Consider the following 22384-nt stretch of genomic DNA (forward strand, 5'->3'; position numbering starts at 1 on the left):
ACTTAGCTGAAGCAGCCCCGGTTTGTTCGGGGCGCAGACAAAGCCAGGCTGAGCGAAATCGGTGAGCCAAACCGTAGCCAGCGAACATACTAAGACTTCGATACCAGGCTTAAACACCAGCCCTTGGGGGGCCTCGAAAAACCGTAGCGAGCGACGCAAGTGTCGTCCGAGAAGCGCAGCCGTACGAAGGTACGGTGAGCATCGCAGGGCGACAATTACGCCGCGCAGCAGGTTGTTCGAGGTCCCCTTATTCTCAAGCCTTCAGGATGAGGCTTACATCGGGTCGGGCGAAAACGACAAGCGTTATCGACGCCATCATCCGGCGAGCTGGCCCCGAGGGACAGCTTGCCAGTACTTATCCTTACAATTCCAAACAATCCATTCCGCAGCCTTGCGCGTTATCCGATTACAACAACGGTGCAACCTTGATTCGCGCCGGGATGTGCGTACACATTTTTTCCATCGAATTTGCAATTTGGCGGGGCCGATGGAGACGCCCCTGTGTAAAATATCGTTTTAATTCTTACACCAGCAGAGGTTTGACCGCCGCCTGTCGATTATATATTCAAAATGAAGGACTTAGAGAGAATTTCTGGGAAGACAGAGCAAATGAAGATGCAAAACGATGTTGTTCCCCCTTCATCACAGGCCCCCGTTCAAGCCCAATTTGTCACAATTACCGAAGAAGAAGCCGGACAGCGGATCGACAACTACTTGTTGCGGGTCTGTAAGGGCGTTCCGAAGAGCCATATTTACAGGATCCTGCGCTCCGGCGAAGTGCGCGTCAACAAAGGCCGTATCGACCAGCTGTACCGGCTCGAAAGCGGCGATGTGGTGCGCATTCCGCCGGTGCGCGTGGCCGAGAAATCGAGCGCCGTGGTACCGGGCGCCGAGTTCCCGATCCTGTTCGAAGACGCGCACCTGCTCATCATCGACAAGCCTTGCGGCGTGGCGGTGCATGGCGGCTCGGGCGTGTCCTACGGCGTGATCGAACAGTTGCGCGCGGCCCGGCCGGATGCCAAGTTCCTGGAACTGGTGCACCGGCTCGACCGCGAAACCTCGGGTTTGTTGTTGTTGGCCAAAAAGCGTTCGGCCCTCACCAACCTGCACGAGCAGATGCGCGACGGCCTGACCGACAAACGCTACCTGACCATGGTCGCGGGCGACTGGAAAAACGCGCGCCAGCACATCAAGCTGCCGCTGCACAAGTTCACCACCGCCGACGGCGAACGGCGCGTGTGCGTGCAGGCCGGCGGCATGGAATCGCATACCGTGTTCAGCCTGCTGCGCAAGTTCGACAAGTTCGCCCTGCTCGAAGCCGAACTGAAAACCGGACGCACCCACCAGATTCGCGTACATCTGGCTTCGTCGGGCTTCGCCATCCTTGGCGACGACAAATACGGCGATTTTGCGCTCAACCGCGTGCTGCTCAAGGGCGACGCCACGCGCGGCGCGCTCAAGCGGATGTTCCTGCACGCGCATCAAATCACGTTTACCCATCCGGAAACCGGCAAGGATGTGACGATAAATGCACCGTTGCCAGCAGAATGCGAACGTTTCTTGGTAAGCTTGGGTAAACCGCTGAACACAGCACCGCGCTAAAGCGCGTCGATCAATTCTGGAAGGAGCCGGCCGCCACAAGCGGCCGCAATACATGGCACGTAAGCAATTTGATCTGATCGTTTTCGACTGGGACGGCACCTTGATGGACAGCACGTCCACCATCGTCAAGTGCATCCAGGCCGCAGCCAGGGACCTCGGCTTGCCGATCCCGCGCGACGATGCCGCCTCGCACGTCATCGGCCTCGGTTTGCACGAAGCGATGCAGGCCGTGATGCCGAATATCGACCCGGCGTTTTACCCGCGCATGGTCGAGCGCTACCGTTTTCACTTTTTATCGAAGGACCACGAACTGGTGCTGTTCGACGGCGTTCGCGAGATGTTGACCGAACTTTCGCAGGAAGCCTACTTTCTGGCGGTGGCCACCGGCAAAAGCCGCGTCGGCCTGAACCGGTCGCTGAATGCGGTCGGGCTGCTGTCGCTGTTCGACGCCACCCGTTGCGCCGATGAGACATTCTCCAAGCCGCACCCGGCCATGCTGCAGGAGCTGACGCGTGAACTGGGGCAGGATCTCAAGCGCACGGTGATGATCGGCGACACCACGCATGACTTGCTGATGGCAAATAACGCCGGCGCGGCCGGGATCGCCGTGCAGTACGGCGCCCATCCGCACGATCAGCTGAGCGCCTGCAAGCCGATTTACTCGGCGCAGACGGTGGCCGAGCTGCGCACCTGGCTGAGCGAGAACGCATGATGGCCGGGCAGAGCGGCGTGCTGGTCTGTGCATCGGAACAGGTGCTCGAAGGCGGGAAGGGCGTACGTTTCGGCGTCTTCGCCTTCGGCGACAAGGCCACCGGCTTCGTGGTGCGCCACAAAGGGATAGTTTACGCCTATCTGAACCGCTGCGCCCACGTGCCGATCGAGCTGGACTGGGCCGAAGGCGAGTTCTTCGAGTCGAGCGGCGTGTACCTGATGTGCTCGACCCACGGCGCCATCTACGTTCCCGAAAGCGGCTTTTGCGCGGGCGGACCGTGCAAGGGCGGGCGCCTGCGCCCGATCGGCGTGCGCGAGGAAGACGGGCGGATTTACTGGGAACCCGACGAGTTCATCCAGCCGCCTGGCGCCTGACGACAGCACGACACAGCACAAGCAGCAGAAACCACTTATGTAAAGCGATTTATGAGCGACAACACTTTCGGCGATTCCAAGGACAACGCGCTGGCAGCGGTCCCGACCACGGGCAACTGGGAACGCGAGACCCTGGAAAAGCTGGTCTTTGCCACGGTACGCGAACAGCGCGCCACGCGCCGCTGGGGGATCTTTTTCAGGCTGACGTTTCTCGGGCTGGCGTTTTTCGCGCTGTGGGCGTTTTTCGATTTCGATTTCACCGGTACCGACGGCGAGACGCTGGGGCGTCATACCGCCCTGATCGAAATCGACGGCAGCATCGAATCGGAAGGCAGCGGATCGGCCGACGTGGTGATCCCCTCCTTAAACAAGGCATTTGCCGATTCCGGCTCGGTGGCGGTGGTCCTGCGGATTAACAGCCCGGGCGGCAGCCCGGTCCAGGCGGGCAATATCGTCGATGAGATCCTGCGCCTGAAACAGGCCTATCCGGCCAAGCCGGTGTACGTGGTGGTCGATGAAATCTGCGCCTCGGGCGGGTATTACATCGCGGCGGCGGCGGACAGGATCTATGTTAACAAGGCCAGTATTGTCGGTTCGGTCGGGGTGCTGATGGACGGTTTCGGCTTTACCGGCACCATGGAGAAACTCGGGGTCGAGCGGCGTTTGCTCACGGCCGGCGACAACAAGGGTTTCCTCGATCCTTTCAGCCCGCAATCGGACAAGCACAAGGCGCATGCCCAGGCCATGCTCAACGAAATCCACCAGCAATTCATTTCCGTGGTGCGTACCGGGCGCGGTAAGCGCCTGAAAGAGACGTCCGAAACGTTTTCGGGTCTGTTCTGGAGCGGCGCCAAGGCGGTCGACATGGGCCTGGCCGATGGTTTCGGCACGGTCGAGACGACCGCGCGCGATGTGGTCAAGGCCGAAGATATTGTCGACTACACGGCGCATGAAGGTTTGCCGGAGCGGGTGCTGAAAAAATTCGGTGCGTCGGTGGGGGCGGGAATGGTAAAAACACTGGGACCGGCGGCGCGCCCGGTGTTGCGTTGAGTTCGAAGTTGAAATATTTTCCTTGAAAGTTCGGGCAGGTGTTCTATAGTGGACCTGTAGTTCTTTCCAAGGGAGGCCGATATAAAAAGTAAAGCGTGTGTTGGCAGCATATTGTTTGAAATGAACTACTAACCGCATCATGATGCGGCATAGAGAGAATTACAATTCCTCGCATGAAGTCCCCGCACGGGGACCTGGAAACGGCGGCGTAAAAGCCGTCGTTTTCCATCCAGCCGATGTATTCCCGCCCTTGTATATTGACCCATGTTCCGATGTGCGTTTCGCTGGTGGCGAGGACTGATCGGTGATCACCCAATAAACCGCGTCGTCCGCACGCAAAAGCGCAGGGACGACGGGTTTGACGTCTTCGGTGTGCAACCACGCCTGCCACCGCCCACGATTGCGGGGCGATGAAGGGGATCAATCCAGGCAGAAATCGCTGTTTTCGGCATCCACCGTGCGCAGCGGGTCGGTCATTTGCTGCGACGACGCCACATCGAGCGCCACCTGGCCGGCGCAATTGGCGCGCAGGCCCGCTTCGGCCATGCCGGCGCCAGCCGCGTCGCCATCGACGCCCTGGAATCCACCCTGGCTCAGCCATTCCTGGAAGCCCTGATTGGCCTGGGCATACCAGCGCGCCTGCGGCGACACGCGCACCATGCCCGGCACCAGCATGCGCGGCAGGTGGATGCCGCCGGTCCAGCGGGCGATCGCATCGCGCGTCGTTTCCAGCGCCGACTGCGCCAGCGGATTGTCGGGGAGATTGTCGGCGGCCGATTCCAGGAAGTCGGCGTTGTCCAATGGCGTCGCGGCGTTAGTAATGGTGCGCATCCTGGTCCTCATCATGTTGGTACTGTTCAGTTATCCTAGTGGTGCCGTAAGCATTGGCAGGTGGCGTTAGGCCGATTCCTACTGAAGTTTCAGTGTAACAACCGGACCCCTGTCACTCTTGATCTGTGTCAAAGATGCGTAATGGCTCTTCCGTAATTCGCACTGGTTCGGCATTTGTCCTACAAACCACTAGGCCGATTCCTATCCGCTACGGGGCGCATCTGGTAAAGTCTCGCCCATGAGTAAATTATCTTTGGACCGCATCCTGCAATCGCAGGGATTCGGCACACGCAAATACTGCCGCACCCTGATCGAGGATGGCGAAATCGTCATCAACGGCGCTCCCCACACCGACTACAAGACCGCGATCGACACCGAGGGCCTGGTCATGACCATCTTCGACGAAGAGTGGGTCTACCGCGAACATGTGTATATCGCGCTGCACAAACCGGTCAACGTCGAGTGTTCGCGCAAGCCGAGCCACCATCCGGGCGTGCTGACCTTGCTGCCCGAACAATTCACCTGGCGCGACGTGCAACCGGTCGGCCGGCTCGACCACGACACCACCGGCATGTTGCTGATGTCCGACGACGGGCCGTTCATCCACACCCAGTCCTCGCCCAAGCGGCACGTGCCCAAGATATATCAGGCCACCACGCAGGACCCCGTCACGCCTGAACTGATTGCACAACTCCTGTCCGGCGTCAAACTGCATGACGAGCCGGCGCCACTGGCGGCGCTCAGCTGTGTGCAGCGCGGCGAGCACCAGCTCGAAATCGTGCTGGAACAAGGCAAGTATCACCAGGTCAAACGCATGCTGGCCGCGGCCGGCAACCATTGCAGCGCGCTGCACCGGTCCGCCATCGGCCAGCTGACCCTGGAGTCGCTCGGCCTTGCCGAAGGCGAATGGTGCTACCTGGATCAGGCGCAGCGCGACTTGCTGGTGCCCGCTTGATTGCGCTTTAGCTCACATTATGAAATTAGCCACACTCAAGGACGGTAGCCGCGACGGCCAGCTGGTGGTGGTCGCGCGCGACCTGAAAACGGCGCACGTGGCCGACGGCATCGCGCCCACCCTGCAGGCGGCGCTGGACGACTGGGCCTTCATCGCGCCCCAGCTGAACGACCTGTCTCTTCTGCTCAATACCGGGCGCACGGCGCGCAGTTTCGATTTCGATACGGCAAAGTGCATGGCGCCGCTGCCGCGCGCGTTCCAGTGGGTCGATGGCTCGGCGTATGTCAATCACGTCGAGCTGGTGCGCAAGGCGCGCAATGCCGAGATGCCGGCCTCGTTCTGGGAAGATCCGCTGATGTACCAGGGCGGCAGCGATGATTTTCTCGGGCCGACCGACGAGATCGTGCTGGCGCATGAAGAGTGGGGCATCGATTTCGAGGCCGAGATGGCCGTGATCACGGGCGATGTGCCGATGGGCAGCACGCCGCACCAGGCTTTCGACCAGATCCGCCTGCTGATGCTGGTCAATGATGTATCGCTGCGTAACCTCATTCCGGCCGAGCTGGGCAAGGGTTTCGGTTTCTTGCAGTCCAAGCCGGCATCGTCGTTTTCGCCGGTGGCGGTCACGCCCGATGAGCTGGGCGACGCCTGGCAGGACGCCAAGGTGCATTTGCCGCTGCGTTCGACCTGGAACGGCAAGCTGGTCGGCCAGCCGCATGCCGGCGTCGATATGGTATTCAACTTCGCTCAACTGCTGGCACATTTGTGTAAAACCCGCAATGCGCGCGCCGGAACGATTCTTGGTTCGGGCACGGTGTCGAACAAGGATGCCAAGCGCGGCTACTCCTGCATCGCCGAGAAGCGCGCGCTGGAGATGATCGCCGATGGCGTCTCAAGCACGCCGTTCATGCTGTTTGGCGACACCATCAGGATCGAGATGCTCGATGGCGCGGGCAAGTCGATTTTTGGCGCCATCGATCAGACGGTGAAACAGGCTGAAGCGAAGAAAACCCGTTAATACCCGTGCATACGCTTTAGATAGGCCGGCAAAAACCACCATACGCACATGATGAACGTGGCGATCCCGCCCGCCATGATCAGCCCCACCACGTGCCCGAACACTTCCGACATCACCAGGTTGGTTGCCAGAATCAGCGCGATCGCCAACGTGAACGCGCCCGCCACGATCTGCCGCGTCGCCACGCGCTTGAAGCGCGCGCGGTCGTTGAGCGGGCGCATTAGCCGGTGCTGAATCGCCGGCGCGCTCAATAGCACCAAACTCATCAGTGCAAGCACGAAGGTCGCCAGGAACACCAGCTTCTCGGTGTGCACGATCTGCTTGAAGCCGCCGTTGAACGGCAGGATGATCAGGAAGGCCGTCAGCATCTGCGCGCCCGGCAGCAGGATGCGCTGTTCGCTGAGCATGTCGGAAAAGTCGCCATCCTCCTTGAGGTCGGCGTCGACCAGCGCTTCCTGGGGATCGGGTGGGACCATCGAATTCATGATATTCGTGTAGAGGTTGATAATTTTCGATTATACGAGAGCCCGCGCCTTTGCCCCGTTCGCCTGCCACCGGCCGAATTGAGCCCTGTTTGCCGCCCTAATCGCTAGATAGCTTCAGAGCAATATCGCGAATAATGGCATCTGTTAACGGGAGCCTGGCATGTCAGACAGTAGCGACGCAGAAAAGACAGAAGCAGCGTCACCCAAGCGATTGGAGCAGGCGCGTGAAGAAGGCGACGTGCCCCGATCGCGTGAAGTGGCAACCTTTACTGTCCTGATGACGGCTGGCTGCACCCTGTGGTTCTTCGGTGCCGGCATCGTACGCCAGCTCAACGCGACCATGATCTCCGGCATGGCCATGGACCGCGAGCAAATCTTCAATCCGAACGCCATGATCCTGCGCGTGGCCAGCGATATCGCCCAGGTCATGCTGGCCTGCCTGCCATTGGCGCTGGCCGTCATGCTGGTGGCGCTGGCCTCGCCCCTGCTGATCGGCGGCTGGCTGTTCAGCAGCAAGTCCTTCATGCCCAATTTCAACAAGCTGAATCCGGTGCGCGGCCTGACCAACATGGTGTCCACCAACGCGCTGGTCGAATTGTTCAAGGCGATCGTCAAGACCATCGTGGTCGGCACCATCGCCTGGATGGTCGTGATGAGCCAGAAAGAGGCCGTCATCGGCCTGGCGGTCGAGCCCCTGAAAAGCGGCAGCGCCCACATGATCGACCTGATCGGTTCGGCGTTCCTGTTCATCGTCGGCGGCCTCGGCATCGTGGCCGCGATCGACGGTCCTTACCAGATCTGGCATTACGCGAACAAGCTCAAGATGACGCGCCAGGAAATGATCCAGGAGTCGAAAGAGTCGGACGGCAATCCTCAGATCAAAGGCAAGATCCGCCAGATGCAGCGCGAAATGTCGCAGCGCCGCATGATGGCCGACGTGCCGACCGCCGATGTGGTCGTCACCAACCCGACCCACTACGCGGTGGCGCTGAAATACGCCGACGGCCAGCGCGGCGCGCCGCGCGTGGTGGCCAAGGGCGCCGATGAAGTGGCGGCCAGGATTCGCGAACTGGCCAAGGAAAACAATGTGGCCATGCTGGAAGCGCCGGCGCTGGCGCGTGCGCTGCACAAGCACACCGAGATCGGCGACGAGATTCCGGAAGCGCTGTACTCGGCGGTGGCCGAAGTGCTGGCGTATGTGTTCCAGCTGCGCACCTACAAGAAGGAGGGCGGAACCTATCCCGACCGGCCGACCAGGCTGCGCGTACCACCCGAGCTCGACCCGCATGACCCGGCATCGCAAACGACACCTGAACCGAAGAACGGAGCCACACCATGAACCGCCTGAATATGCCCTCCTGGTTAAGTGGAATGAAAGGCGGCGGCAACGCCCTGGCGGCGCCGGCCATCATCATCATGCTCTTGATGATGATGATCCTGCCGCTGCCGGCCTTCGTGCTGGACGTGTTCTTCAGCTTCAACATCGCGCTGTCGGTCATCGTGCTCTTGACCAGCCTGTACACCGTCAAGCCGCTCGACTTCATGGCCTTCCCGACCATCCTGCTGGTGTCGACCATGCTGCGCCTGTCGCTGAACGTGGCCTCGACCCGGATCGTGCTGACCGAAGGCCACACCGGCGGCGCCGCGGCCGGTAAAGTGATTGAAGCCTTCGGTCACTTCTTGATCGGTGGCAACTACACGGTCGGTATCGTTGTGTTTATCATTTTGACCATCATTAACTTTACCGTCGTCACCAAGGGTGCCGGCCGTATCGCCGAAGTGGGCGCGCGTTTCGCCCTCGACGCGATGCCGGGTAAACAGATGGCGATCGACGCCGACCTCAACGCCGGCCTGATCGCCGAAGACGAAGCGCGCCGCCGCCGTACCGAAGTCGCCCAGGAAGCCGAGTTCTACGGCGCCATGGACGGTGCCTCGAAATACGTGCGCGGCGATGCGGTGGCCGGCATCATGGTCACCGTGATCAACGTGATCGGCGGCCTGCTGGTCGGTGTCTTGCAGCACGACATGCCCTTCGGCGAAGCGGCCAAGACCTACACCCTGCTGGCCATCGGTGACGGCCTGGTGGCGCAGATTCCCTCGCTGATCATCTCGACCGCGGCCGGTATCGTGGTCTCGCGCGTGGCCAGCGACCAGGACATCGGCACCCAGCTGGTGCGCCAGTTGTTCGCCAAGCCGGAAGTGCTGTACATTACCGCCGCGATCATCGGCGGCATGGGCTTGATTCCTGGCATGCCGAACATGGTATTCCTGCTGCTGGCCGCTGCGCTGGGCGGCACCGCCTATCTGATCAACAAGAAAGCCAAGGCGCCGCCGCCGGAAGAAATCGCAGCACCGGTGCCGCCGGCCCCGACCGAGCAGGAAGAGGCCAGCTGGCAAGACATCATGCCGGTCGATACCCTGGGACTGGAAGTCGGCTACCGTTTGATTCCGCTGGTCGACAAGACCCAGGGCGGCGAGCTGCTCAAGCGCATCAAAGGGATCCGCAAGAAGTTTGCGCAGGAAGTCGGTTTCCTGGCGCCGCCGGTGCACATCCGCGACAACCTGGAACTGAAACCGTCGGCCTACCGCATCACGCTCAAGGGCGTGGAAGTGGGCAGCGGCGAGTCGATGAACGGGCAGTTCCTGGCGATCAATCCGGGCATGGCGAGCGGCAGCCTGGCCGGCCTGGTGACCACCGATCCGGCCTTCGGCCTGCCGGCGGTGTGGATCGACGCCGGCCTGCGCGACGAAGCGCAGAGCATGGGCTACACGGTGGTCGATGCCGGTACTGTCGTGGCAACGCACCTGAACCATTTGATTACCACCCACGCGTCGGAATTGCTCGGCCGTGCCGAAGTGCAAGCCTTGCTCGACCATCTGGCCAAGGAAGCGCCGAAGCTGGTGGAAGACCTGGTGCCGAAGCTGGTGTCGCTGTCGACCCTGCAGAAAGTGTTGCAGAATTTGCTGATCGAAGGCGTGCACATCCGTGATATGCGGACCGTGATCGAGACTCTGGCCGAGTACGCGCCGCAGACCCAGGATCCGGCCGATCTGACGGCCGTGGTCAGGATTGCGCTGGGGCGCGCGATTGTGCAGCAGCTGTTCCCGGGGACGAATGAGTTGTCGGTGATGACCCTGGATAACCGGCTTGAGCGCTTGCTGATGCAGGCCATGGGCGCGGGCGGCGATGGCGCCGGGATCGAGCCGGGCCTGGCCGATACGATCGCGCAGCAGGCTGGCGCGGCGGCGGCGCAGCAGGAGCAGATGGGCTTGACGCCGGTGTTGCTGGTGCCGGGTCCGTTAAGGGCCTTGTTGTCGAAATTCCTGCGCCGGGCGCTGCCGCAGTTAAAGGTGCTGTCGCACAATGAGATTCCGGAGACCAAGACGATTCATGTGACGAATTTGGTGGGTGCGCAGTAACAAAGTTCTTGTAGCCCTTTACCTCGTCGTTCCCGCGAAGGCGGGAACCCAAGTTTCTTGCTCAGCCGTTGGCGACGGAACGAACTTGGGTTCCCGCCTTCGCGGGAAGTCGGGTCTGGCAATGCCAGAGACGACGGGTTAGTGGCGGGGAACGACGACACCCCTTAGTCCGCAGTGAAATCCAGATACAAATCGCGCCATGTTGGATTGCCGGCCTGCACCAGATTCACCTTCCAGTTGCGCCGCCACTTCTTGATCTGCTTCTCGCGCTTGATCGCTTCCATGATGTCAAAGTGCATTTCATACCAAACCAGCTTGTCCACCCGATAGCGCTTTGTGAAACCCTCGGCAAGGGCGCTACGATGTTGCCAGATACGCTTCACCAGGTCCGATGTCACGCCCGTGTACAAGGTGCCATACGGATCGCTGGCGAGGATATAGACATAGCTGTACTTTTCCATGGCATGCATGGTGGGCTGTTACAAGTGCTGGTTTCTGGCCTGGCTCAATGGTGTGGGAGATTACGCGTACTTGGGTTCCCGCCTGCGCGGGAAGTCGGTTCCGGCAATGCCGGGAACGACGGCGGGGAGCGGCGGTTTGCTCAGCGCGGGAACGACGCGATCGAAATGAACCCCTTTTACCATCCTCCTCCCCAGATCATTTCCATCCTGCATCGTCAATAATGGTTCCTGTCAGTGCTCATGTGAGCACCCAGCAGGAACCCCCAGGAGTTGGCGATGAATGTCAAAAAATTTACGGCTGCAACATCACGCGACGCACTGCGTAAAGTACGCGAAGCGCTCGGGCCGGACGCCGTCATCCTGTCCAACCGTCCGGTCGATGGCGTGGTCGAAATCCTCGCCCTCGCCAGCGATGACGTCGCCTCGATCTCCTCGCCCGCCCCCGAGTCCGAGATGGCCCAGCCGCGCCCATCCCTGTCGATCCCGCCGGAAACCTACGCCAACCGCCGCGTCGCCCCGACCCCGGCCCCGGCCTACGCGGTCCAGCCCGAATCGTTCGACATGTCGATGATGGCCTCGCAAATGTCGTCGATGATGATGCAAGTCATGGCGCAGGCCAAGGACAGCGCGGCCGCCGAAATGTCGGGCATGATGAATGAAATCCGCGCCATGCGTGGCTTGATGGAAAGCCAACTGGCCGAAATCGCCTGGGGCACCACCCAGCAGCGCGAACCGCAAAAAGCCGGCGTGCTGCGCGACATGCTGGCCGCCGGTTTCTCGGCCAGCCTGGCGCGCTACCTGATCGAAAAACTCCCGGCCGGCAAAGACGCCGCCGAGAGCCTGCGCTGGATCAAGACGGTCCTCGCGCGCAACCTCACCACCATCTCGAACGAAGATGAAATCCTGGAAAAGGGCGGCGTGTTCGCCCTGGTCGGCCCGACCGGCGTCGGCAAGACCACCAGCACCGCCAAGCTGGCCGCGCGCTGCGTGATGCGCCACGGCCCGGAAAAACTGGCGCTGATCACCACCGACGCCTATCGTATCGGCGGCCACGAACAACTGCGCATCTACGGCAAGATCCTCGGCGTGATGGTGCACTCGGTCAAGGATGAATCGGACCTGCGCATCGCCCTGAAAGAACTGCGCAACAAGCACACCGTGCTGATCGACACCGTCGGCGTGTCCCAGCGCGACCAGAACGTGGCCGAGCAGGTGGCGATGCTGTCCGAGACCGGCGCCGACGTCAAGCGCCTGCTGTGCCTGAATTCGACCTCGACCAACGAAACCCTCAACGAAGTGGTGCGCGCCTACCAGGGCAGCGGCCTGGCCGGCTGCATCATGACCAAGCTCGACGAAGCGGCGTCGATCGGCAATGTACTCGACGTCGTGATCCGCCAGAAATTGAACCTGTTCTATGTCTCGAACGGCCAGCGCGTGCCGGAAGACCTGCACCTGGCCGACCGCAATATGCTGGTCGACCGCGCCTTCCGCCTCAAGCGCGATGCCGCCGCCACCCAGTTTTTGGATGCCGAACTGCCGCTGCTGATGGCCAACACCAGCACCGCCCGCAACGACCGCAGCCTGCGCGAGGTGTCCCTTGGCTAATCACTTCGATTTCGACCAGGCCGAAGGCCTGCGCCGGATGCTGGCCGGCCCCAAGCCACGCATCGTCACCTTTCTTTCCGCCACCCCCGAAGACGACAAGGGCGCCATGCTGGTCAACCTGGGCGCCTCGCTGGCCCGGGCCGGCAACGACGTGCTGATCGTCGACGCCTGCGACCGCGAATACGGCGTGGCCCAGCGCCTCGGCGTGGCCGACCGCGCCAGCCTGCTGCAGGTGGCGCGCCAGCAGTGCGCGCTGAACCAGATCATCCACCAGGTGCCGCAGGGCTTCGGCGTGGTCAGCATGGCGCGCGCGCGCGGCGGCCCGGACGAGGCGCGGCGCCTGGCCAAGACCTTCGACGTGCTGGTCAAGCAGACCGGCATCGTGATTGTCGACGGCGAATTCGGCGACGACGACACCTTTCCGGTGCCGATCATGGAGAGCGCCGAAATCGTGGTCCAGGTCTCCACCAGCGCCACCTCGATCACGGCCGCGTACGCCCTCATCAAGCGACTTTCGCAACAGTTGGGACGCCGTCCGTTCGGAATTCTGGTCACGGGCGCATCCGAAGCCGAAGCCAAGGTGGTATACGATAATATGTCATCTGCGGCAAGTCGTTACCTTGCCGTACAGCTCACGTCGATGGGCTCGGTCCCGGCGGACGAATACCTGCACCGGGCCGCGCGCTTGGGCCGGGCCGTGGTCGACGCGTTCCCGCTGGCGGGAGCCTCGGTTGCATTTCGCCAGCTGGCGGGGCGCTTTGCCCTGTCGGCCATGCCGCAGCTTGGGCACACAGGGGGGACTTCCCATTTTGGTTCTTAAAACATACTGAGATCTATGTACACCGTCAAAGGGAAAGCGGACAAGAACCATTTACTGACCGAGCATATGCCCTTGGTGAAGCGGCTCGCCCACCACATGAAGGCCAAGCTGCCGCCCAGCGTGGAGGTGGACGACCTGGTCCAGGCCGGCATGATCGGCCTGCTCGACGCCATCAGCCGCTATGAAGAAACCCATGGCGCCCAGTTCGAAACCTATGCCGTGCTGCGCATCCGCGGCGCCATGCTCGACGAACTGCGCAGCAGCGACTGGCTGCCGCGCTCGATGCGCCAGAACATGCGCAAGATCGAAACGGCGATGAGCACCCTGCAGCAAAAGCTGGGCCATCCGCCCACCGAATCCGAAGTCGCCAAGAGCCTCAAACTCTCCTTGGCCGACTACCAGGACATGCTGACCGACGGCGGCGGCCACCAGCTGGTGTATTACGAAGATTTCCACGACAACGAGGGAGGCAACGACAGCTTCCTCGACCGCTATGCGGTGGACGATGCCGATCCGCTGCGCAGCCTGCTCGACGGCGACTTCCGCCAGGCCGTGATCGACGCCATCGACGGCTTGCCGCCGCGCGAAAAAATCCTCATGGGCCTCTACTACGAAGAAGAACTGAACCTGAAAGAAATCGGGGCCGTCATGGGTGTATCGGAATCGCGCGTGTCGCAATTGCACACCCAGGCGGTCGCGCGCCTGCGGGCGTCCCTGAAGGAGCAGGCGTGGACCGGGCCAGCGTAGCGGGGATTTTCCTGGCCCTGGCCGGCCTCTTGGTCGGCCAGGCGCTCGAGGGCGGCAAGCTGTCCTCGCTGGTGCAGCCGGCGGCGTTTGCCATCGTCGTCATCGGCACCGTCGGCGCCGTGCTGCTGCAAAGCGAAGCGCCGACTTTCATGCGCGGCCTGCGCATGCTGCGCTGGGTGTTTTCGCCGCCGCCGAGCCAGCGCGCCGCCCTGGCACGCGAAATCGCCGTGTGGGGCTTGCACGCGCGCCGCGACGGCCTGCTGTCGCTGGAAAAATACATGGCGGTCAACAAGGATAAATTCGTGCAGAAAGGCCTGCGCCTGGTGGTCGACGGCATCGCGCCCGACAAGGTGCGCAGCCTGCTCGAGATGGAAGTGACGGCCTACGAATTCGGCGAACGCCAGGCGGTCAAGATCTGGGAGGCGGCGGCCGGCTACTCGCCCACCATCGGCATCCTGGGCGCGGTGCTGGGGCTGATCCACGTGATGGAAAACCTGAGCGACCCGGGCAAGCTCGGCAGTGGCATCGCGGTCGCTTTCGTGTCGACCGTGTACGGGGTGGGGCTGGCCAATATGTTCTTCTACCCGATCGCCAACAAGCTCAAGACCATCGTCGCCGAACGGGTGACCCAGTACGAAATCCTCACCGATGTGTTTCATGATATCGCCAGCGGCGACCATTCGCGCGTGATCGAAGAACGGATCGCCTGCCTGCTCTCGCGGCCCTGACCATGGCCCGCAAAAAGTACGAAGCCGAGCACGAAAATCACGAACGCTGGCTCATTTCGTACGCCGATTTCATCACCCTGCTGTTCGCCTTCTTTGTCGTCATGTATGCCATTTCGGTTGTCAACGAAGGCAAGTACAAGGTGTTTTCGGTCTCGCTGGGCGACGCCTTCGGCGGCAAGGACCAGAAGACGGCCAGCGTCGCCAGCAGCGATGTGCCGCAGCTGATCGTGCTGCCCGACCCGCTGATCAAGCGGCGCGCCGAAGCCATGCGGCGCGAAAAGGAACGCCTCACCAACCTGGCGCAAAAGCTCACTTCGACCCTGGCCCCGCTGGTGCGCGAAGGCAAAGTGCGCGTGACCCAGAACAGCCGCGGCGTGAGCGTGGAGATCAATGCCAGCGTGCTGTTCGATCCGGGCGACGCCACCCTCACGCCCGAATCGGACCAGGCCCTGCGCGCGCTGGCGGTGCTGCTCAAGGACGATCCGCACGCGGTGCAGGTGGAAGGCCACACCGACCCGACCCCGATCCGCAACGCGCTGTTTCCGTCCAACTGGGAATTGTCGGCGGTGCGCGCGAGCAGCGTGGTGCGCCTGTTTATCGACAGCGGCGTGGCGCCCGAACGCCTGACCGCGGTGGGGCATGGCGCCAACATCCCGGTCGCCTCCAACGCCACGGCCGAAGGCAAGGCGCGCAACCGGCGCGTGGCGGTGACAATTCTGTCGGCGCTGCCCGATACCACGACCGAGATCCCCACCCGTTGATCCAAGCGGGCTGGCTCGGCGGCCGAAACGGTGCACAATGGCCGGGAACGGCGCAGGCGGGCGACCCGGCCCCGCCGCAGGCACGCGCTGCCGGCCGGGACCGACAAGGACAAGACAAAGACAAGGAGCAAGGCGATGAAACGATCAGTGGCGGGCGTGTTGATGCTCATGGCGCTGGGCCTGGCCTATGCCAAGGAGAAGCCGATGAGTGGCGTGAGCGAGAAGGTGTCGGTGGCCTCGCGCGGCGGCAAGGTGCTGGTGACCTTGACGGTAAGCAACAGGAGCAAGCAGCCGATTTATCTGTGGAAAGTCACATACCAGGGCCGCCAGCTGTTCGGGCCGGATTTCGACATCAGCATGGTTGGCAGTGCGGCGCCGGTCAATTACATCGGGCCGGTGGTCAAGCGCGCGCCGCCGCAGGCCGGCGACTATTTCAAGGTGTTGCCGAACGGCGTGCACCGCAATACCATCGACATCACGCAGTCGTATGATTTTCAGCCGGGCAAGCAGCGCTACCGACTCAGTCATACGGGAAGTTACGTGACCGACTTGCAGCAGCTGGATAATCCGGTGGCGATGAAGCCGGCCTCGACGGTGTTCACGCATACCCAGGTGGCGCAGCCGGCGGAGCAATAACGCCCGCAGCGCAAAAAAACAGCCTGGCCACTCGCGCGGCCTGGCTGTTTTTCATTGTCTACCCGATTAAGGCAGCGAAGGCGTATTCTCGCTGAAATACTCGTGCGAGTCGGCATTGTCCACCGCCTTGGTCGGATTGCTGGTCGCCAGGCTGGCGGCGGCCGACTGGCCGTACGCCCAGTCATCCGTCGCCGCCACCACATTGAAGTGGCTCAGTTCGTGTATCAGGGTGCCGCCCTTGGAATCGGTACCGGAGGTTGGTGCCGACCAGAAGGCGTTGCAGACGTAGATCTTGTACGGCTGGGTCGGGTACACATAGGCGTAGTACGATTCCTTGCAGCTGCAATCGACCACGATCGGCTTGCTATCGAGCGCGTTCTTGATGTTGTTGAAGTGCGATTTCACCGTCGAGTAGCGGCCCGAGGTGTACGCGCCGAACCATTTTTTATAGCGCGTGCCCTGCAGGTTGCTGTTGAGATAGCTAACGCTGCCGTTGGCCATGGTCTTGGCCGCCGACAAGGCCGAGTTGACCGAGGTCTGCTGCGAGGAGCTGCAGCTGGCGAAGGAAATGCCGGCCGGACCCGCAGCCTGCTGCTTGGCCGCCAGTTCAGCCGGATCGGTCACCACCGTGCCGCGCTCGAGGCGGCCATCGATCCACAACGATACCGGCGCCGATGCGATTTCGCCGATCTCGCGCTCGCCCTGGCGCGCGGTCAGGCTGTTGTCCTCGTCCGCAGTCGAGTTGAACAGGTTGAACGAGGCGGCGTGGTAGCGGATCGCGTAGTCGCCGGTAACGCTCATGTCGTACATCGCCGACAGCTCGACCTTGGCGGTGTGCGAGGCGCCCGGCTTGAGCAGGTAGTAATCCTTGGTGGTCGGGGCGGGGCGTTTGTAATGGCGGCCCTGGTACGGCACGTCCACGCCGTCGCGGGTGACCTCGAACAGGTGATCCTCGACGCCGGCAAACGGGGTGTGCCATTTGAGCACGTATTGCGGCTTGGACGAGGTGTTGGTGATGGTGACGCGCAGCACCACGTCATCCTGCTTGCCGAGCGAGGATTTTTCGGGACTCAGGCTGACAGTGACTCCGTTCGACCCCGCCTGGGCGGCCAGGCAGGCTGCCGCCGCAACGAGTCCGACGCTTGCTTTTACCAAGTGATTCCAGTTCATACAGTTCTCCGTGAGTGAATGTGCTTGTTCTGAATGCCGGGCCAAGGAAACGGCCTCAACAACCCATCGTTACACTTCCGTTCCCCACACGACAGTCATATTCATCGGAAATTATGTCCGTCGGGCGAATTCTGAACGTATCACTGCCTTGCTAAAAAGAATGTGCTTTCGCACAATTCCCCCCTGAAATTATCGAGCGCCTCGTCGCCTGATTTACCGGCAACGATGGAAAACGTCCCGGCCGCCGTGTATTCTGTGGCCAACGCCACCGAGCGCAATCCGACTGAAGGGAATGAAGAATGACCGAGACCCGCGCGCTGCCCGCCAGTGCTTCGATGTTATTGGACGCCGGTGGCGCGCACGCCGCCGGCCGTGCCTGCGCGCTGGCGCTGCTGCTCGCCTGCGGCGCGCCGGCCCTGGCCGCCCCCGGGAGCCTTGCCGAGGGCACGGCCGATACCATCTACCGCAACGGCTACATCTACACTGTCGACGCCCGGGACAGCGTGCAGCAGGCGCTGGCCGTGCGCGCCGGACGCATCGTCTACGTGGGCGACAACGCCGGCGCGGTCGCGTTCAAGGGCAGGCAGACCCGCCTGATCGACCTGCAAGGGCGCATGCTGATGCCGGGCCTGATCGACGCCCACATGCACCCGCTGTCCGGCGGCAAGCGCCTCCTCCATTGCAACCTGAACTACGAAGCGCTGACCGTGCCGCAGTTCCAGGCGCGCATCCAGGCCTGCGCCGACAAGGACCGTGGCGCCAAAGGCGGCAAGCATGGCAAGAAATGGCTGCAAGTGGTCAACTGGTTCCAGCAAAGCATGCTGCCGGCCGGCGTGGAAACCACCCGCGCCACGCTCGACGCCATCAAGACCGAGCGGCCGATCGCGGTGCGCTCCTCCTTCGGCCACTCCTACCTGGTCAGTACGCGCGGCCTGCAAGCGGCCGGGATCGGGCGCGCCACCCCGGACCCGGCCACCGGCAAGATCGTGCGCGACGCCAGCGGCGAGCCGACCGGCCTGCTGGAAGACGCCGCCATGGAGATGGTCAGCAAGGTGCTGCCCAAAACCACGGCGGCCGAGAACGTGGCAGCCGCCAGCTTCGCCATGCAGGCGCTGGGGCGCCAGGGCGTGACCAGTTTTCTGGACGCCAGCAGCGACGAGGAAATCTTCACCGCCTTTGCCGCCATCGAGCGCCAGGGCAAGCTGAGCGCGCGCGCGCATTTCGCGGCCGAGGTCGCAACCGAAGACGGCCTTGACCCGGCCCGCGCGGTCGCCTCCGTGCTGAAGATGGCCAGGCGCTACCACCAGGATGGCGACAGCGTCGCCCCGGCCATGCGCGTGCGCCACGCCAAGATCTACATGGATGGCGTGATCGCCGCGCCGGCCTTCACCGGCACCATGGTCGCGCCGTATTTCGTCGACCGCGGCACGGCGCAGCATCCGCACTGGGTGCCGGGCGACAGCAAGGGGCCGCCGACCTACTTCAAGCCGGAGGCGCTGAAAGCCATCCTGATCGGGCTGGCCAAGGCCGGCATCGATGCCCACGTGCACGCGGACGGCGACGGCGCGGTGCGTGAAACGCTCGACGCCGTCGAGGCCCTGCGCGCCGCGCCCGGCGGCAAGGACGCGCGTCCGGCGCTGGCGCATGCCGAAATCGTCGACCCGGCCGACTTTGGCCGCTTTGCCGCACTCGACGCGAGCGCGGTGCTGTCGTTCCAGTGGGGCAAACCGGCGCCGGACACGGTGGCGGGTCTGAAGGATTACCTGGGACCGGCGCGCTACGCGATGCTCGAACCGCAGTCGCTGCTGCTCGACGCCGGCGCGCGCGTGGTATTCGGCAGCGACTGGCCGGTCGATGCGCTCGACCAATGGTTCGCGCTCAAGGTCGGCGTGACCCGCACCAACGCGCCGGCGGCCGGCCCGGAGTTCGCGGGCAGACTCGGTGCGGCGCCTGGCATGCCGCGCGCCGCCGTGCTGCGGGCGGTGACGATGAATGCCGCGTATACCTTGCGCCAGGAAGGGCAGGTCGGTTCGCTGGAAGTGGGCAAGCTGGCGGACATGATCGTGCTGGACCGCAATTTCTTCCAGATTCCGGATGAGGAAATCGCCGACATCAAGGTGCTGCAGACGGTTGTGGGCGGCAAGGTTGTGCACCAAAGTCCGACTTTTCCGTAGCAAATCGACAGTGTGCTGCCTGCTTCAGGAGCGGCGGCCGGCCAGCAGTGCTTGGCGCGCCGCATTGGAGATAAAGAAACCTTGGTGCGGGAAATCGCCGTCTGGGAAAAATGCCGCAACGACGCTGCAGCACAAATCCAATGGATGTTCACCATAGAGAAGGCGCGCACTAAACTCGGGCGGGTCTATCAGCCACTTGAGCAAGCGCGCCAGGAGGACGCAATAAAGGAGGCTGCCTGAACCCTTCAAATCCACTGAGACGAGGTACTAGTTATATAATGAACTAATCAGTTATATTAAGGGGATGAGCACAATGAATCCATCGCGACTAGGACGTCCCGTCGACGCCGACAGGCGTGCCGCGCGAAGGCGGCAAATCATAAATGGAGCGCGAGGCGTCTTTGCCCGCAAGGGATTCCACGCCGCTAGCACGGCAGAGATCAGTGCCGAGGCCGGCGTGAGCGGGGCCAATCTCTATCAATACTTCGCGACCAAGGACGATCTGATAATGTCTCTGATCGAGGAAAATCTCGCCGGCGATCTTGCGCTCATCGAAAGCCTCAACGACGCGAAAAGTCTCAAACGAGGAATTATGAGCTTGGGAAAGGCGCTCTTTGAGACACCGCCTGACCGGCAATCCCATGCTCTGAGGCTAGAAATCTTGGCAGAATCCTTTCGACAAGAAGCGGTCGCAGCGACCCTCAGGCGCGCGGAAATCCGCATGATCGACACTCTTGGCGCCGTCATAGGCAAGGCACAAGTTAGTGGAGAAGTTCCAGATGAGATCAGCACCCGTCAAGCGGCCGCGACTATCATCGCCTGCGTTGACGGATTCATAAGCCGTATCGCTTTCACCCCCATATCGGCGGAGGCGCAACTCGCAGGCTTTGTCATGCTAATAACGGCAGCCTTGCGGTTACAGCAAAGTTAATCGGACGCTTTGAACACAACTAGCGCCTTTCGGTTGTGCCGGGGGCGAAACGACAGGAAAAAGTATGACACCAACTCGAAAACTCGTCGCTGCGCTGACCTTGGTCTCGGTTCTGCTATTTTCAACTATGGTTCCAGGTGGACCAATCGAGACTAGGAACTTTGCCAATATTGGGGAGGCTTCGGTCATCCTATTCAATATATTCCTTACGACGCTGGGCATAGGCAGCTTGGCACTCGTCTATTTTGTCCTGAAAGGCAGCCGATGGGTTGCGCATGCCACAGCCATCGCTGGTTTAGGCTTTGCCGTCGTCTACGCTCTCGATCTCCTGAGTATTTTTCCGGTTTCGCTTGATCCGATGCCAAGCCTCTTGCAAAGGCGGGAAATTATTGGAATGATCATCTCGCTGGCACTGATAGGAGCGTCCCTCGCACTGGCACGTGAACACTCATCAGGGAATGATCCGATAACAATGATGGGCGCAAAGCCAACATTTCTGATTGCCGGTGGAGTGGCAATTCTCATCGGCGCAGGCATCGTCATCTTTGCGAGCTATCATGCAATGCATAGATGAATCCAGTAGATCGCGGTCAGCGCGGGCGAAGCGCGCCGCTGACTCGATCCAAAGCAAAAGCGCACGGCGACCCTCGATGCTGCTCGTTTCAAGCAATATGCCGTGAGCGCAAAACTAAACCGTGGCGAGGAGGGACCGCAGGTTGCCTCGTCGCTGGCAAACGCGGAGTAAGTATGGCGTGCCTGCCTTCAATGCAGCCCGTCAAGGAAAAGAAGCCCCAATCGCAAGCATTGACCAGCAGCACGAAAAAAACGCTCAAAGTGCGTCAAAATGCGTCAAATCGCACTCCCCCTTTTCGCCCCGCCGCGCCAGTCCTCATGCGCCTTCGGCCATGGCGCAAATTTGAGTCAAAACCCCCTAACTTGTACCTCGTCTCAGGGATTTTGAAGGGATGGTCTGAGTGAGTTATTCGACTTGTCTCAGGATTGTCAACAGCGATTTAAAACTGATACAGTTTTGCCGCTCGCAGCGATTTAAAAGTGATACACCTCAGTCACCAGCACACGCTGGAATTTCACTTTTTGCACCGCCCCCTCACGCCGCCTTTTCTGCCCGCTTGCCTTGAACGGTGCCGGCCTGCCGCTGGTGCTTGAGCCGGTAACTTTCACCGGCGATCGGCACGATGTGCGCGTGGTGCAGCAGCCGGTCCAGCAGGGCTGCCGTCAACGTCGCGTCCTGCGCAAACGTGGCGTCCCATTGGCCGAACGGCAGATTGCTCGTCACGATCAGACTTCCTTTTTCGTACAGCGCCGCGATCACCTGGAAGAACAGGTTGGCCTGTTCTCTGTTCATCGGCAGGTAGCCAATTTCATCAATGATGAGCAGCCGGTACGTCTTGATGGCCCGATGCATCACCGTTTTCAAACTGTTTTGCGCATGCGCCGTCGTTAGCGTCAGCAGCAGGTCCGATGCCGTTATGAAGCGCGTTGGTTGGCGTCAACTATCTTGGCCGGTCGGCGTCAATTATCTTGGCCGGTGAAGCGAGGTGTGGCGCGCCGCATTGGAGATAAAGAAACCTTGGTGCGGGAAATCGCCGTCTGGGAAAAATGCCGCAACGATGCTGCAGCACAAATCCAATGGATGTTCACCATAGAGAAGGCGCGCACTAAACTCGGGCGGGTCTATCAGCCACTTGAGCAAGCGCGCCAGGAGGACGCAATAAAGGAGGCTGCCTGAACCCTTCAAATCCACTGAGACGAGGTACTAGGAGTCTGCGCGGCAGAAGCTCGTCGGCCGAAACGGGTGGAGAAAAGTCCCACTCCCCACCCATTTCTCGGTCGTAGGTGCGCCGTCGCGCACCTACCTACGGCTACAGACCTCAAAAGTGGGT

Annotated in this window: 23 protein-coding genes and 1 pseudogene; 19 read left to right on the forward strand and 5 right to left on the reverse strand. The window is 61.7% G+C overall.

Annotated elements, in window-relative coordinates:
- Positions 1–609 precede the first annotated feature (609 nt).
- From F2P45_RS29390 to F2P45_RS29405, 4 genes are read left to right on the forward strand one after another with little or no spacing between them, the layout of a single operon-like run.
- Positions 610–1602: an RluA family pseudouridine synthase gene (locus F2P45_RS29390; protein WP_187367247.1), complete on the forward strand. Its 993-nt coding sequence runs from the start codon at positions 610–612 to the stop codon at positions 1600–1602.
- 52 nt (positions 1603–1654) lie between these two features.
- Entirely contained in the window at positions 1655–2314 is a 660-nt protein-coding gene (locus tag F2P45_RS29395) for an HAD-IA family hydrolase (RefSeq protein ID WP_166881768.1), read from the forward strand.
- On the forward strand, positions 2314–2688 hold the full coding sequence (locus F2P45_RS29400; protein ID WP_370663327.1) for a Rieske (2Fe-2S) protein: 375 nt from the start codon (positions 2314–2316) through the stop codon (positions 2686–2688). Before F2P45_RS29395 ends, F2P45_RS29400 begins: the two co-directional genes overlap by 1 nt.
- Before the next feature lie 51 nt (positions 2689–2739).
- Positions 2740–3738 carry a S49 family peptidase gene (locus tag F2P45_RS29405; protein ID WP_166881770.1) on the forward strand — a complete coding sequence of 333 codons (999 nt, stop codon included), beginning with the start codon at positions 2740–2742 and terminating at the stop codon, positions 3736–3738.
- A 420-nt stretch (positions 3739–4158) separates the two neighbouring features.
- On the opposite strand, the gene F2P45_RS29410 is transcribed toward F2P45_RS29405, so the two are convergent.
- Positions 4159–4569, reverse strand: a complete 411-nt coding sequence (locus tag F2P45_RS29410; protein WP_166881771.1) for a hypothetical protein — start codon at positions 4567–4569, stop codon at positions 4159–4161.
- Between the two features lie 238 nt (positions 4570–4807).
- Between F2P45_RS29410 and F2P45_RS29415 the strand changes: the two genes are divergently transcribed.
- Together F2P45_RS29415 and F2P45_RS29420 are read left to right on the forward strand one after the other, a co-directional pair.
- A complete protein-coding gene (locus F2P45_RS29415; protein ID WP_166881772.1) occupies positions 4808–5524 on the forward strand; it encodes a pseudouridine synthase in 717 nt (238 codons plus the stop codon).
- A gap of 19 nt (positions 5525–5543) precedes the next feature.
- Positions 5544–6542, forward strand: coding sequence for a fumarylacetoacetate hydrolase family protein (locus tag F2P45_RS29420; protein WP_166881773.1), 999 nt, complete (start codon positions 5544–5546; stop codon positions 6540–6542).
- On the opposite strand, the gene F2P45_RS29425 is transcribed toward F2P45_RS29420, so the two are convergent.
- On the reverse strand, positions 6539–7027 hold the full coding sequence (locus F2P45_RS29425) for a DUF6328 family protein (protein WP_229505376.1): 489 nt from the start codon (positions 7025–7027) through the stop codon (positions 6539–6541). The genes F2P45_RS29420 and F2P45_RS29425 overlap by 4 nt on opposite strands.
- Before the next feature lie 160 nt (positions 7028–7187).
- Between F2P45_RS29425 and flhB the strand changes: the two genes are divergently transcribed.
- Entirely contained in the window at positions 7188–8366 is a 1179-nt protein-coding gene (gene flhB / locus F2P45_RS29430; protein ID WP_166881774.1) for a flagellar biosynthesis protein FlhB, read from the forward strand.
- On the forward strand, positions 8363–10447 hold the full coding sequence (flhA, locus tag F2P45_RS29435) for a flagellar biosynthesis protein FlhA (RefSeq protein WP_166881775.1): 2085 nt from the start codon (positions 8363–8365) through the stop codon (positions 10445–10447). The genes flhB and flhA overlap by 4 nt, the downstream gene beginning before the upstream one ends.
- Positions 10448–10611: 164 nt before the next feature.
- Here flhA and F2P45_RS29440 read toward each other — a convergent pair whose 3' ends face one another.
- On the reverse strand, positions 10612–10908 hold the full coding sequence (locus tag F2P45_RS29440; protein ID WP_166881788.1) for a GIY-YIG nuclease family protein: 297 nt from the start codon (positions 10906–10908) through the stop codon (positions 10612–10614).
- 276 nt (positions 10909–11184) lie between these two features.
- On the opposite strand from F2P45_RS29440, the gene flhF reads away from it, so the two are divergent.
- The 6 genes from flhF to F2P45_RS29470 all read left to right on the forward strand — a co-directional run bounded on the left by flhF (position 11185) and on the right by F2P45_RS29470 (position 16205).
- Positions 11185–12513 (forward strand): flagellar biosynthesis GTPase FlhF, encoded by a 1329-nt coding sequence (gene flhF / locus F2P45_RS29445; protein WP_166881776.1) that lies wholly within the window; start codon positions 11185–11187, stop codon positions 12511–12513.
- A gap of 37 nt (positions 12514–12550) precedes the next feature.
- Positions 12551–13333, forward strand: coding sequence for a MinD/ParA family ATP-binding protein (locus F2P45_RS29450; protein ID WP_370663328.1), 783 nt, complete (start codon positions 12551–12553; stop codon positions 13331–13333).
- Between the two features lie 15 nt (positions 13334–13348).
- On the forward strand, positions 13349–14080 hold the full coding sequence (locus F2P45_RS29455; RefSeq protein ID WP_166881778.1) for an RNA polymerase sigma factor FliA: 732 nt from the start codon (positions 13349–13351) through the stop codon (positions 14078–14080).
- Positions 14062–14808, forward strand: a complete 747-nt coding sequence (locus F2P45_RS29460) for a flagellar motor protein (protein WP_166881779.1) — start codon at positions 14062–14064, stop codon at positions 14806–14808. Before F2P45_RS29455 ends, F2P45_RS29460 begins: the two co-directional genes overlap by 19 nt.
- Before the next feature lie 2 nt (positions 14809–14810).
- Entirely contained in the window at positions 14811–15569 is a 759-nt protein-coding gene (gene motD, locus F2P45_RS29465; RefSeq protein WP_166881780.1) for a flagellar motor protein MotD, read from the forward strand.
- A 135-nt stretch (positions 15570–15704) separates the two neighbouring features.
- Positions 15705–16205 carry a hypothetical protein gene (locus tag F2P45_RS29470; protein ID WP_166881781.1) on the forward strand — a complete coding sequence of 167 codons (501 nt, stop codon included), beginning with the start codon at positions 15705–15707 and terminating at the stop codon, positions 16203–16205.
- 66 nt (positions 16206–16271) lie between these two features.
- Here F2P45_RS29470 and F2P45_RS29475 read toward each other — a convergent pair whose 3' ends face one another.
- Positions 16272–17375 carry a M35 family metalloendopeptidase gene (locus F2P45_RS29475; protein ID WP_166881782.1) on the reverse strand — a complete coding sequence of 368 codons (1104 nt, stop codon included), beginning with the start codon at positions 17373–17375 and terminating at the stop codon, positions 16272–16274.
- A 299-nt stretch (positions 17376–17674) separates the two neighbouring features.
- On the opposite strand from F2P45_RS29475, the gene F2P45_RS29480 reads away from it, so the two are divergent.
- From F2P45_RS29480 to F2P45_RS29495, 4 genes are all read left to right on the forward strand, one after another.
- Positions 17675–19549 carry an amidohydrolase gene (locus F2P45_RS29480; RefSeq protein ID WP_229505377.1) on the forward strand — a complete coding sequence of 625 codons (1875 nt, stop codon included), beginning with the start codon at positions 17675–17677 and terminating at the stop codon, positions 19547–19549.
- Positions 19550–19600: 51 nt separating this feature from the next.
- Positions 19601–19789, forward strand: a complete 189-nt coding sequence (locus F2P45_RS29485) for a hypothetical protein (RefSeq protein WP_166881786.1) — start codon at positions 19601–19603, stop codon at positions 19787–19789.
- Positions 19790–19862: 73 nt separating this feature from the next.
- A complete protein-coding gene (locus F2P45_RS29490; protein WP_166881784.1) occupies positions 19863–20480 on the forward strand; it encodes a TetR/AcrR family transcriptional regulator in 618 nt (205 codons plus the stop codon).
- Between the two features lie 64 nt (positions 20481–20544).
- A complete protein-coding gene (locus F2P45_RS29495) occupies positions 20545–21054 on the forward strand; it encodes a DUF8051 family protein (protein ID WP_166881785.1) in 510 nt (169 codons plus the stop codon).
- Positions 21055–21588: 534 nt separating this feature from the next.
- Here F2P45_RS29495 and F2P45_RS29500 read toward each other — a convergent pair.
- Positions 21589–21981, reverse strand: a pseudogene (locus tag F2P45_RS29500) (ATP-binding protein); the annotation flags it as partial.
- 3 nt (positions 21982–21984) lie between these two features.
- Here F2P45_RS29500 and F2P45_RS29505 point away from each other — a divergent pair.
- Complete coding sequence (locus F2P45_RS29505) at positions 21985–22230, forward strand: hypothetical protein (RefSeq protein WP_223164852.1); 246 nt, start codon at positions 21985–21987, stop codon at positions 22228–22230.
- Positions 22231–22384 lie beyond the last annotated feature (154 nt).

It is taken from the genome of Massilia mucilaginosa (assembly GCF_011682145.1).
GTDB classification, from domain to species: Bacteria; Pseudomonadota; Gammaproteobacteria; order Burkholderiales; family Burkholderiaceae_D; genus Telluria_A; species Telluria_A mucilaginosa.

Bases quoted from the DNA above. Each gene is read 5' to 3' on its own strand.
- F2P45_RS29495 (WP_166881785.1), top strand. From the start codon at position 20,545: ATGACACCAACTCGAAAACTCGTCGCTGCGCTGACCTTGGTCTCGGTT.
- F2P45_RS29420 (WP_166881773.1), top strand. From the start codon at position 5,544: ATGAAATTAGCCACACTCAAGGACGGTAGCCGCGACGGCCAGCTGGTG.
- F2P45_RS29480 (WP_229505377.1), top strand. From the start codon at position 17,675: ATGACCGAGACCCGCGCGCTGCCCGCCAGTGCTTCGATGTTATTGGAC.
- F2P45_RS29410 (WP_166881771.1), bottom strand. From the start codon at position 4,569: ATGCGCACCATTACTAACGCCGCGACGCCATTGGACAACGCCGACTTC.
- F2P45_RS29440 (WP_166881788.1), bottom strand. From the start codon at position 10,908: ATGGAAAAGTACAGCTATGTCTATATCCTCGCCAGCGATCCGTATGGC.
- flhA (WP_166881775.1), top strand. From the start codon at position 8,363: ATGAACCGCCTGAATATGCCCTCCTGGTTAAGTGGAATGAAAGGCGGC.
- F2P45_RS29455 (WP_166881778.1), top strand. From the start codon at position 13,349: ATGTACACCGTCAAAGGGAAAGCGGACAAGAACCATTTACTGACCGAG.
- F2P45_RS29470 (WP_166881781.1), top strand. From the start codon at position 15,705: ATGAAACGATCAGTGGCGGGCGTGTTGATGCTCATGGCGCTGGGCCTG.
- F2P45_RS29415 (WP_166881772.1), top strand. From the start codon at position 4,808: ATGAGTAAATTATCTTTGGACCGCATCCTGCAATCGCAGGGATTCGGC.
- F2P45_RS29490 (WP_166881784.1), top strand. From the start codon at position 19,863: ATGAATCCATCGCGACTAGGACGTCCCGTCGACGCCGACAGGCGTGCC.
- flhF (WP_166881776.1), top strand. From the start codon at position 11,185: ATGAATGTCAAAAAATTTACGGCTGCAACATCACGCGACGCACTGCGT.
- F2P45_RS29395 (WP_166881768.1), top strand. From the start codon at position 1,655: ATGGCACGTAAGCAATTTGATCTGATCGTTTTCGACTGGGACGGCACC.
- F2P45_RS29425 (WP_229505376.1), bottom strand. From the start codon at position 7,027: ATGAATTCGATGGTCCCACCCGATCCCCAGGAAGCGCTGGTCGACGCC.
- F2P45_RS29475 (WP_166881782.1), bottom strand. From the start codon at position 17,375: ATGAACTGGAATCACTTGGTAAAAGCAAGCGTCGGACTCGTTGCGGCG.
- F2P45_RS29405 (WP_166881770.1), top strand. From the start codon at position 2,740: ATGAGCGACAACACTTTCGGCGATTCCAAGGACAACGCGCTGGCAGCG.
- F2P45_RS29450 (WP_370663328.1), top strand. From the start codon at position 12,551: ATGCTGGCCGGCCCCAAGCCACGCATCGTCACCTTTCTTTCCGCCACC.
- motD (WP_166881780.1), top strand. From the start codon at position 14,811: ATGGCCCGCAAAAAGTACGAAGCCGAGCACGAAAATCACGAACGCTGG.
- F2P45_RS29390 (WP_187367247.1), top strand. From the start codon at position 610: ATGAAGATGCAAAACGATGTTGTTCCCCCTTCATCACAGGCCCCCGTT.
- F2P45_RS29400 (WP_370663327.1), top strand. From the start codon at position 2,314: ATGGCCGGGCAGAGCGGCGTGCTGGTCTGTGCATCGGAACAGGTGCTC.
- flhB (WP_166881774.1), top strand. From the start codon at position 7,188: ATGTCAGACAGTAGCGACGCAGAAAAGACAGAAGCAGCGTCACCCAAG.